The organism is Ramlibacter sp. (assembly GCF_035627355.1).
GTDB lineage: Bacteria > Pseudomonadota > Gammaproteobacteria > Burkholderiales > Burkholderiaceae_C > Ramlibacter.
Genome location: NZ_DASPLW010000069.1, coordinates 80,390 through 90,510 on the forward strand (window position 1 = coordinate 80,390; position 10,121 = coordinate 90,510).

Genomic DNA, 10,121 nt, shown 5'->3' on the forward strand with positions numbered 1-10,121 from the left:
GGCCATGAGCGACCACGACCGGATCGACGCCTGGATCGATGCGCATTTCGACGAGGAGGTGCGCTTCCTGCAGGAACTGGTGCGCGTGCCCACCGACACGCCGCCCGGGAACAACGCGCCCCATGCCGAGCGCACGGCCGACCTGCTGCAGGGTTTCGGCTTCGAGGTCGAGAAGCACCCGGTCCCGGCCGCCGAGGTGCAGGCGCGCGGCCTGCAGTCCATCACCAACCTGATCGTGCGACGGCGCTACGGCGGCAATGGCCGGGTGGTGGCCCTGAACGCCCACGGCGACGTGGTCCCTCCGGGCGAAGGCTGGCGGCACGACCCCTACGGCGCCCAGGTGGAGCACGGATTCCTCTATGGCCGCGCAGCGGCGGTGAGCAAGAGCGACTTCGCCTCCTTCACCTTCGCCGTGCGCGCGCTCGAATCGCTGCAGGCGCCGCTGGCCGGCGGCGTCGAGCTGCACTTCACCTACGACGAGGAATTCGGCGGCGAGATGGGTCCCGGCTGGCTGCTCAGGCAGGGCCTGACCCGGCCCGACCTGCTGATCGCGGCCGGCTTCAGCTACGAGGTGGTGGTGGCCCATAACGGCTGCCTGCAGCTGGAGGTGACGGTGCACGGCGACGCGAGCCATGCCGCCATCCCCGACAGCGGCACCGATGCCCTGCAGGCGGCCACCCACATCCTGGATGCGCTGTACCGCCTCAACGAGATCTACACGCAGGTGAGCTCGGCGGTGCCGGGCATCACGCATCCCTACCTGAACGTGGGCTGGATCGCCGGCGGCACCAACACCAACGTCGTGCCCGGCAAGGTGGTCTTCAAGCTGGACCGGCGCATGATCCCGGAAGAAGACCCGGCGCAGGTGGAGGCGGCGCTCCGGGAGGACATCGCGCAGGCGGCCAGCTCGTTCGCGCCGCCGCGCGGCGGCCGGGGCATCCGGGTCGAGGTCCGCCGCATCCTGCTGGCGCGGGCCATGGTGCCGCTGCCCGGCAACCGGCCCCTGGTGGAGGCCCTGCAGCGCAACGCGCAGGCCGTGCTCGGCGAAGCCGTGCCGGCCGTCGGCACCCCGCTGTACACCGACGTCCGCCTCTACACCGAAGCCGGCATCCCCGGCGTGATCTACGGTGCCGGCCCGCGCACCGTGCTGGAGTCCAACGCCAAGCGGGCCGACGAGCGCCTGAGCCTGGACGACCTGCGCCGCGCCACCAAGGTCATCGCCCGCACGCTGCTCGACCTGCTGCGGGCATAGAAAAGGCCGGGCATGGGCCCGGCCTTTTCGGTCGAATGCTTCGCGCCTGGCGCGGTGGCGCGGTCAGCGCACGCGGCCGCGACGGAACAGGTTGACGATGGCCAGCAGGATGATCGCGCCGACCAGCGAGACCAGGACCGAACCGATGCTGATGCCCTCATTGATGGTGCCCACGCCCACCATCGGCGAGATGATCCAGCCGCCGAGGAAGGCGCCGATGATGCCGACGATGACGTTCAGCAGGATCCCCTGCTGCCCGTCGGTGCGCATGATCAGGCTGGCGAGCCAACCGACGATGCCACCCACGATCAACCAGATGAGAAAGCCCATGATTCACTCCTTTGTGCCGCTAGCGGCGTATTGTTGAGAGCCGGCCGGCGCCACTGGCTCCGACCCCCTGCCGCCCCAAACGGCAGCCGGTGATCCCAATATGGTTGCGCCCCCCAAGCGCAGGCGTAGTCGGGCACTGGGCCTGACCGTGCGCGGGCATCGCGTGGAAGCGTCGGAAAACCCCTACCACTGCCCGGCCGCTAGCGGCTCTCCAAGGCAGCGGCCCTGCCGGCCGGAAAATGCTCGTGCACAGAGGGAATCGGCACGGCCGCGCAGGCCCGCTGCGCCGGCCCTTGCCTGCCAGCATCGTCCTACGGGCGTCGCCTGCGCCGGCCGCCCCTTGCCGCCAGCATGCGCCGTCACCGGCCGCACGGAAGGGCTCGTAGATTGGCCGCATCCATGATCTGCAAGGAGGCCCCATGAAAAGCCAACATTCCCGGCTGCACCTGCATGCACCCCTCGTTTCCTTTGCCGCCGTGTCCCTGCTGGCCATGAGCGCGGCCACGGCCCAGGTCGCCTCCGGCAAGGCCGATGCCCTGACCTCGGCCCATCCGGATGCGACCTATCGCATGCAGATCCAGGACTGCAAGACGGGCCAGACCCAGCAGGACCAGGCCACCTGCCTGCGAGAAGCCCGCAACGCCAAGGCCGCGGAGCAACGCGGTGCGCTCTACAAGGGAGCGAGCGAGAGCCAGTACGAGGCGAATGCGAGGGCGCGCTGCGACGTCTTCAAGGACGCCGAGGAAAAGGGCGCCTGCGAAGCCCGCGTGATGGGCTACGGCAACGTGAGTGGCAGCGTCGCCGGCGGGGGCGTGCTGCGCGAGGTGGAGACGGTGGTGCTGCCTCCGGGCCAGGACTCGGTGACCATCGCGCCCAAGACCGACGACCCGGTGCTGCTGGTGCCGGTGCCCGCGACCACGGTGAAGGAACCCCGGTCGACGCCCTGACTTTCGGCAGCACGCGTAACAGAGCGCAGGCGGGGCTGCGTCCTACACCCCTGTGGGCCGCAGCCGCTAGTCTTGCTGCGTTCGAGGCGTCCGGCTGGACAGGACGCCCGAGACCAGGGGAACGACCTCCATGAAAGAGCAGCAACCGCCGGCGGAACGGCAGCCCGAGCCGGCCCGCGCGCGCCACGGATACCGCAATGAAGTCAACTGGGAGGGCGGTTCGGCGCGGCACGACATGCCGACCGGCAGCCCGTCCCGGCTGACAGGGCGCCAGCCCTACGCCAACCAAGGGCCCGTTGAAACACCGAGCCCCGCCGCCAGTGCCGAATACCCGGCGGGCAACCGGGCCGAGCGCTCCGGGCGCAACCTGGAGCAGCTCGAGCAGGCCCGGCGCAAGCCGTGAGCGTCAGAGCACGCCCAGCAGCATCAGGACGACTATCACGACGAGCGGAACGCCCAGGAGCCAGAGGATCACCGGCATGTGCATCTCCTTGGTTGACCAGGCGATCACCGTAAGCCGCCGGCCGTCGCTCCATTGACGGGCAGCCGCCACACACGAGGTAGGCCACCGCGCCGGCGCGGTGTCGTCGCGCGGCGGCCGGCACGCATCCCGGCCTGCGTAGGCCGGACAGGCCGTGTTCCTACAGACGGGCAGCGGCCGGCGCCGTCATGATGACCCGGCACGCAGGTTGCCGCGAGCCCCTGTCCGAAGCCGCCGGGACGCGGCGCTCGGGCCAACCCCGCCGAGCCGGCCTGAGGCCGCAACGAACGAAGGAGCCCTCGATGAACTCCATCCTGAACCGGATGTCGCCGACCATCACCAACATGATCCGCATGGACCACACCCACGTGGTGTCGGCCTTCCACCAGTACCAGCGCGACACGCCGGAGCGCGTGAAGAAGGGGCTGGCGGACAACATCTGCCTGGCCCTGGAGGTGCATGCGCAACTGGAAGAGGAGATCTTCTATCCGGCGATGCGAGAGGTGGCGCCCGGCGACGAGGCGCTCGAGAAGTCCAAGCCGGAGCACGACGAGATGCGCAGCCTGATCGCCCGCCTGCGGGCGCTGCAGCCGCACGACGCCGCTTTCGACCAGACCGTGTTCGACCTGATGCGCACCGTGCTGCACCACGTCGCCGACGAGGAGACGCAGATCCTGCCCAAGGCGGAGCGCCTGCTGGCGGGCCAGCTGTCCGAGATGGGCGCACGCATGACGCGCCGGCGCCTGCAACTGATAGGCCCGCGCAGCGGCGAGCTGGCCGGCAGCATGGCCCGTTCCATGAGCAGCGGCACCCTGCTGGCCGCGGCCGGCGCGCTGGCGGCCGCGGGCGGGCTGCTGCTGGCACGCAGGACCCACGGCGCGAACGACGAGAGCTGGCACTCGCAGCACGCCGGCCGCTGACGCCGCGTGCCGGGGTCGCGTGCCGGGTCATCCAATCGGTGGCAGCATCCCGGCCGTCCACCCTCGCCGAAAGAAAGGAGAACCGGATGCCCGGCAAATCCCTCGCCCTGCTGCCGCTCCTGGCAGCCTTCCTCAGTTCCCCGGCCTGGTCCCACGAGGGCCACGGCCTGGCCGGTGCACACTGGCACGCGACCGACACGCTCGGGCTGCTGCTGGTGGGCGGCATCGCCGCGCTCCTGGTCTGGCTGCTGCGCGGCCGCTAGCGGCACCCGCCACTAGAATGGCCGCTCCCGGAAGCGTGGCAGAGCGGTCGATTGCACCGGTCTTGAAAACCGGCGACGTCGCAAGACGTCCGTGAGTTCGAATCTCACCGCTTCCGCCAATTTGGAAAGCACCCATGTCGCGAAGCGACGTGAGGTGCTTGCCAAAACCGGGAGTGGGGCCGAAAGGAACCGCTTCCGCCATTTCTCGAATGGCTGCTGCCACGGCGCTGGGCGCCCTCACTCCGGCAGGAACAGCTCCTGCAGGTCGCTGAGGAAATCGAATCCCCGCTCGGTCGGCGTCGCACGGCCGGCCTTCACTTCAAGCAGGCCCCGCTCCCTGGCCTTGGCCAGCGGCGCCTGGATGGCGGACAGCGGCAGGCCGGTGCGCTCGAAGAAGGACTGCAGGGTGAAGCCGCCGCGCAGTCGCAGCGCATTGAGCATGTACTCGAAGGGCAGTTGCGCGCGCGAAACCTCCTGCTCCTGGGTGACCGCGTTGCCGGCCAGGGCCTTGTCCATGTACAGCCGCGGCTCGCGGAAGCGCACCTGGCGCACGATGCGCTGCGGAAAGCTCAGCTTGCCGTGCGCGCCGGCACCCAGCCCGAGGTAGTCGCCGAACTGCCAGTAGTTCAGGTTGTGCCGGCACTCGTGCCCGGGCTTGGCATAGGCGGAGACCTCGTAGCGCGCCAGGCCGGCGGCCGAGGTCAGCTCGGTGATGCGGTCCAGCATGGCCCAGGCGATGTCCTCGTCGGGCAGCGGCGGCGGGTGCTTGGCGAAGAAGGTGTTGGGCTCGATCGTGAGGTGGTAGACCGACAGGTGCGTCGGCATCAGCGCCAGCGCCTGCGTGAGGTCCTGCTCCAGCATCGCCAGGTCCTGCCCCGGCAAGGCATACATCAGGTCGAGGTTGAAGGTCTCGAACGCCAGCGCCGCTTCCTCCGCGGCCGCGATCGCCTGCTGCCGGTCGTGCACGCGCCCCAGCGCGCGCAGGTGCTGGTCGTTGAAGCTCTGCACGCCGATCGACAGGCGGGTGACGCCGGCGTCGCGGAAGGCGCGGAAGCGGTCCTTCTCGAAGGTGCCCGGGTTGGCTTCCAGCGTGACCTCGCAGCCGGGTTCGAGCTTGAGGCGGGCGCGCACGCCGCCGATCAGCGACTCGATCGCGGCCGGGGAGAACAGGCTGGGCGTGCCGCCGCCGATGAACACGCTGTGCACGGTGCGGCCCCACACCAGGGGCAGCGCCGACTCCAGGTCGGCCATCACCGCATCGACATAGCGCTGCTCGGGGACCTCGCCGCCCGTGGCCTCGTGCGAGTTGAAGTCGCAGTAGGGGCACTTGCGCAGGCACCAGGGCAGGTGCACGTAGACCGACAGCGGCGGCAGCGCCCGCAGCTGTAGCAGCCCCGGGCGCAGGTAGTGCGCGGCGTCGGCGGCGGTGCTCACAGCCAGCGCTCCCGCATCAGCTGCACCATCTGCCGCGCGGCCTGGCCGCGGTGGCTGTGGGCGTTCTTCACCTCCGGCGGCAGCTGGGCGAAGGTCTTGCCGAGCGAAGGGATGAACATGACCGGGTCGAAGCCGAAGCCGTTCCCGCCCGTGGGCTCGCGCGTGATCTCGCCCACGGCGCGGCCGACGGCGATCAGCGGCTCGGGATCCTGCGGCGAGCGCACCGCCACCAGCGTGCTGACCAGCGCGGCGCGACGTTGGTCGATGCCGCGCATCTGCTCCAGCAGGGCCCGCACGTTGTTGTCATCGCCTTTCTCGTAGCCGAACTGGGTGGCGTAGTAGGCCGTGTCCACGCCGGGCAGGCCGCCGAAGGCATCGACGCACAGGCCCGCGTCGTCGGCCAGGGCCGGCAATCCGGCGTGCTGGGCCGCGTGGCGCGCCTTGGCGAGCGCGTTCTCGACGAAGGTGCGGAACGGCTCCTGCGCCTCCGGGATGCCGAGGTCGGCCTGCCGCACCAGCTCGACGCCCAGCGGCTCCAGCATGGCCTGCAGCTCCGCCAGCTTGCCGCGGTTGTTGGAGGCCAGGACGATGCGCGACACCATGGGCGCGGCTCCGGTCAGGCCGCCGCCGGCGCCTGCAGCGCCTGCTGCTGCAGGCGCACCAGCTCGGCGATGCCCTGCTCCGCCAGTCGCAGCAGCTGGTCCATCTCGGCACGGGTGAAGGCCACGCCTTCGGCGGTGCCCTGCACTTCCACGTAGTGGCCGGCCCCGGTCATCACCACGTTCATGTCGGTGTCGCAGGCCACGTCCTCCACGTACTCCAGGTCCAGCACCGGCACGCCCTGCACGATGCCGACCGAGACGGCGGCCACCGGCCCCGTGATCGGAGACGCAGTGATCTTCCCCTGGGCCATCAGCCGGCTGACGGCGTCCTGCGCGGCGACGAAGGCGCCGGTGATCGCCGCGGTGCGCGTTCCGCCATCGGCCTGCAGCACGTCGCAATCGAGCTGGATGGTGCGCTCGCCCAGCGCCTTGAGGTCGAACACCGCGCGCAGCGAGCGGCCGATCAGGCGCTGGATCTCCTGCGTGCGGCCGCTCTGCTTGCCACGCGCCGCCTCGCGGTCGCCACGCGTGTGGGTGGCGCGCGGCAGCATGCCGTACTCGGCGGTGACCCAGCCCTCGCCGCTGCCCCGCTTGTGGGGCGGCACCTTGTCCTCCACCGAAGCGGTGCACAGCACCCGGGTCTGGCCGAACTCGATGAGCACCGAGCCTTCGGCATGGATGGTGAATCCGCGGGTGATGCGAACGGGGCGGAGCTGGTCGGCCGCGCGGCCGTTGGGACGGGTGAAGGACATGGAGGAGATGACGGATGACGATGGACTTCGCTGCGCTTCGATGACGAGCCGCGCGAACAGCCCTTCATTGTGTCATCCGTCATCGGCGCTGCGCAGCCGCGCGGGCATTCGCCAGGCGGCAGCGCGCCGCGCGGCTCAGCCCTTGCGGGCCGCCGAACGCCGGATCGCTTCGTTGATCTCGGCGATGGACCGCTCGATGGCGGCATCGTCCAGGTCGTCGATCAGCGTGTCCATCACGCCGGCCTGGATGGTGGAGGCGAACACGCCGTCGGAGATGCTGTCGGTGGACACGCCGTGGGTGGTCTCGAACACGTCCGGCGTCTCCCATTCGAGGGCGATCACGGTGGTGTTGTCGCAGCCCGCCCCGCCGTTGCGCAGGGCGAGTTCCACCAGGTCGGGCGCCGCTTGCGAGACCGGCTTGGCGCTCAGGTGCTGCACGATCTCGGCATCGGGCACGGTGCCCCACAGGCCGTCGGAGCACAGCAGGATGCGGTCGCCCTGCTGCAGCACCACCGGGCCGGTCACGTCGAACACCGGCTTGGTGGGCGAGCCGAGGCAGGTGAACAGGATGTTGCGGTTGATCCGCTCCAGCTTGATCACGCCCGCGCTCTGCTGCTCGAGGTAGGAGTGGTCGCGGGTGCGCGTGAGCAGCTCGCCGTCGCGCACCAGGTACAGCCGCGAGTCGCCGCAGTGCACCCAGGTGGCCGAGGTGCCCTGCAGCAGGGCCGCCACCAGCGTGGTGCGCGGCGTGTCGAGGATGCCCTTCTCGGCGGCGTAGCGGATGATCTGGTGGTGGGCCGCCATCAGCGCCCCGGACAGGAAGGTCTCGGGGTCGCGGACGGTGGGCCGCGCTTCCTTCTGGTACAGCGCCGAGATGGTCTGCAGCGCCAGCTGCGCGGCGACCTCGCCGTCGGGGTGCCCGCCCATGCCGTCGGCCAGCACGAACAGGCCCGATTCGCGCGTGTAGCAGTAGCCCATGCGGTCCTCGTTCTTCTCGCGCCCGCCGCGGCGGCTGATCTGGAAGACGGAGAATTTCATGCGAGGCCCCGCGATGGGTTCATTTCAGGCGGGCGGCGCCCGTGGCGCGGCGCAGCCCCTTGCGGGAGTCCGACACCATGTTGTCGAACTGCAGCCGCACCTTCTCGCCCACGGTCAGCTTGGTGTAGCGCCGCTCGCCTTCCCGGCTGAGCTCCTTCTGCAGGGCGAACACCGACTGCGGGCGGGACAGCGGATCGAGCGACATGCACCATTCCACCACTTCGATCAGGTTGTCGGAATAGACGCCGCGCAGGCGCGACAGGGCCAGCGCGAGGCGGTCCTTCTCCAGCCGCTGCGGCGCGTCGTTGGGCGGGTAGCCCTGCATGCAGGCGTAGATGCAGGCGCCGATGGCGTAGATGTCGGTCCAGGGGCCCATGGACGAATCGCGCCGGTACATCTCGGGCGCGGCGAAGCCGGGCGTGTACATGGGCCGGATGAAGTTGCCTTCCTTGGACAGCACCTCGCGCGCGGCGCCGAAGTCGATCATCACCGCCTTGTTGTCGTCGGTGATGAAGATGTTGGCCGGCTTGATGTCCAGGTGCAGCATCTTGTGCTGGTGCACGATGCGCAGGCCGCGCAGGATCTCGTCGAACAGCGAGCGGATGGTGCTCTCGCGGAACACCTTGTCGCGCTTCAAGTCGCGCGCGGTGACGATGAAGTCCTGCAGGGTGTCGCCCTGCAGGTAGTTCATCACCATGTAGACGGTCTCGTTCTCGCGGAAAAAGTTGAGCACCGAGACCACGCTCGGGTGCGAGATCTGCGCGAGCGAGCGGCCTTCCTCGAAGAAGCTCTTGAGACCCAGACGGTACAGGGGTTGCTTCTCGGGCTTGACGCGCGGTGCGAGCTCGCCCGGCGAGCGCTCCGCGAGCGAGGACGGCAGGTATTCTTTCAGCGCCACCAGGCGCTTGTCCTGATCTTCGGCGAGATAGACGACGCCAAAGCCCCCGGCAGCCAACTTCTTGATGATCTGATAACCACCGACCACGGTGCCCGGCGGCAACGGGGAGGGCTTGGGCTTTGACATAATCGGATTTTGCAATGCGATAAGTGTCATGGCAGTTTACAGCATGACCGGGTACGCGAGCGCCGCCTCGCAAGCCCTGGTTTCCCCGAGCGAAGAAGCCACGACCCGAAGCGACGCCAATCCGTCGGCAACGGTCACCGTGGAGCTGCGTTCGGTCAACAGCCGCTTTCTCGATCTGGCCTTCCGCATGCCGGACGATCTGCGGGCCATCGAGCCCGCGCTGCGCGAACTGCTCACCGCCAGCTTTCGCCGGGGCAAGATCGAGCTGCGGCTGAACGCGCAGCGTGAGTCCGACAACGCCCTCCCCCATCCGCAGACCGACCAGTTGAACCGCCTTGCGGGACTCGAAGCCACCGTCCGCGGTTGGCTCCCCCAAGCGCAGCCGCTGTCAGTGCACGAGGTGCTGCAGTGGTGCCGCGGCAGCGCTCCCGGCGAGAAGCTGGACGAAGCCGCGGTCGCGGCCACGCGCCAGTGCATCGCCGGGCTGATCGATGCTCGGGCACGGGAAGGCGAACGGCTCGTCGGCATCCTGATGGAACGCATCACCAAGCTGCGCGAGCTCGCCAAGCAAGCGGCACCGCTGGTGCCCCAGGTGGTCGAGAAACAGCAGCAACGCTTCCTCGAGCGCTGGCAGGCCGCGCTGGACACCGCCGGCGCCACGCAGAGCATGAGCGCCGATGCGCTGCGCGAACGCGCGCTGAGCGAGGCGGCTGCCTACGCGCTGCGCATCGACGTGGCAGAGGAGCTGTCGCGGCTCAACGCCCATCTGGACGAGATCGCTCGGCTGCTGAAGGCCGGCGGCGAGCTCGGCAAACGCCTCGACTTCCTGATCCAGGAGCTGCATCGCGAAGCCAACACCCTCGGCTCCAAGGCCTCGGCGCTCGAGTTGACGCAGATCTCGGTCGAGATGAAGGTGCTGATCGAGCAGATGCGCGAGCAGGTGCAAAACATCGAATAGGGTCGGTCCCATGGAATACCCCGGCAATCTCTTCGTGGTGGCAGCGCCGAGCGGGGCGGGCAAGTCCAGCCTGGTGAAGTCCTTGCTGGAACTCGACTCGCATCTGGTGGTGTCGATTTC

At 69.4% G+C, this 10,121-nt stretch carries 12 protein-coding genes, 1 tRNA gene and 1 pseudogene; 8 read left to right on the forward strand and 6 right to left on the reverse strand.

All coding sequences use genetic code 11. The annotated features are described in order from the left end of the window. Positions 1-4 precede the first annotated feature (4 nt). On the forward strand, positions 5-1,252 hold the full coding sequence (locus VEC03_RS17280) for a M20 family metallopeptidase (protein ID WP_324918000.1): 1,248 nt from the start codon (positions 5-7) through the stop codon (positions 1,250-1,252). 63 nt (positions 1,253-1,315) lie between these two features. On the opposite strand, the gene VEC03_RS17285 is transcribed toward VEC03_RS17280, so the two are convergent. After that, positions 1,316-1,582, reverse strand: a complete 267-nt coding sequence (locus tag VEC03_RS17285; protein ID WP_324918003.1) for a GlsB/YeaQ/YmgE family stress response membrane protein — start codon at positions 1,580-1,582, stop codon at positions 1,316-1,318. Between the two features lie 419 nt (positions 1,583-2,001). On the opposite strand from VEC03_RS17285, the gene VEC03_RS17290 reads away from it, so the two are divergent. From VEC03_RS17290 to VEC03_RS17310, 5 genes are all read left to right on the forward strand, one after another. Further along, a complete protein-coding gene (locus VEC03_RS17290; protein ID WP_324918006.1) occupies positions 2,002-2,529 on the forward strand; it encodes a hypothetical protein in 528 nt (175 codons plus the stop codon). Between the two features lie 130 nt (positions 2,530-2,659). Then, on the forward strand, positions 2,660-2,932 hold the full coding sequence (locus VEC03_RS17295) for a hypothetical protein (RefSeq protein WP_324918008.1): 273 nt from the start codon (positions 2,660-2,662) through the stop codon (positions 2,930-2,932). 380 nt (positions 2,933-3,312) lie between these two features. Continuing rightward, positions 3,313-3,930 (forward strand): hemerythrin domain-containing protein, encoded by a 618-nt coding sequence (locus VEC03_RS17300; RefSeq protein WP_324918011.1) that lies wholly within the window; start codon positions 3,313-3,315, stop codon positions 3,928-3,930. Positions 3,931-4,016: 86 nt separating this feature from the next. Then, positions 4,017-4,193 (forward strand): hypothetical protein, encoded by a 177-nt coding sequence (locus VEC03_RS17305; protein ID WP_324918014.1) that lies wholly within the window; start codon positions 4,017-4,019, stop codon positions 4,191-4,193. 29 nt (positions 4,194-4,222) lie between these two features. Next, positions 4,223-4,312, forward strand: a tRNA-Ser gene (locus VEC03_RS17310). A gap of 118 nt (positions 4,313-4,430) precedes the next feature. Here VEC03_RS17310 and hemW read toward each other — a convergent pair. From hemW to VEC03_RS17335, 5 genes are all read right to left on the reverse strand, one after another. Then, the gene (gene hemW, locus VEC03_RS17315) at positions 4,431-5,627 is read right to left on the reverse strand and encodes a radical SAM family heme chaperone HemW (protein WP_324918017.1); all 1,197 of its coding nucleotides are present in this window, start codon (positions 5,625-5,627) and stop codon (positions 4,431-4,433) included. Then, positions 5,624-6,229: an RdgB/HAM1 family non-canonical purine NTP pyrophosphatase gene (gene rdgB, locus VEC03_RS17320; protein WP_324918020.1), complete on the reverse strand. Its 606-nt coding sequence runs from the start codon at positions 6,227-6,229 to the stop codon at positions 5,624-5,626. The genes hemW and rdgB overlap by 4 nt, the downstream gene beginning before the upstream one ends. Before the next feature lie 14 nt (positions 6,230-6,243). After that, positions 6,244-6,981 carry a ribonuclease PH gene (rph, locus tag VEC03_RS17325; RefSeq protein ID WP_324918023.1) on the reverse strand — a complete coding sequence of 246 codons (738 nt, stop codon included), beginning with the start codon at positions 6,979-6,981 and terminating at the stop codon, positions 6,244-6,246. 135 nt (positions 6,982-7,116) lie between these two features. Further along, entirely contained in the window at positions 7,117-8,019 is a 903-nt protein-coding gene (locus VEC03_RS17330; RefSeq protein ID WP_324918026.1) for a PP2C family serine/threonine-protein phosphatase, read from the reverse strand. Positions 8,020-8,038: 19 nt separating this feature from the next. Continuing rightward, positions 8,039-9,043, reverse strand: coding sequence for a serine/threonine-protein kinase (locus VEC03_RS17335; protein WP_324918029.1), 1,005 nt, complete (start codon positions 9,041-9,043; stop codon positions 8,039-8,041). A gap of 28 nt (positions 9,044-9,071) precedes the next feature. Here VEC03_RS17335 and VEC03_RS17340 point away from each other — a divergent pair, with 28 nt between their 5' ends. Both VEC03_RS17340 and VEC03_RS17345 read left to right on the forward strand, forming a co-directional pair. Continuing rightward, entirely contained in the window at positions 9,072-10,001 is a 930-nt protein-coding gene (locus VEC03_RS17340) for a YicC/YloC family endoribonuclease (protein ID WP_324918032.1), read from the forward strand. A 10-nt stretch (positions 10,002-10,011) separates the two neighbouring features. Further along, positions 10,012-10,121, forward strand: a pseudogene (locus VEC03_RS17345) (guanylate kinase); the annotation flags it as partial.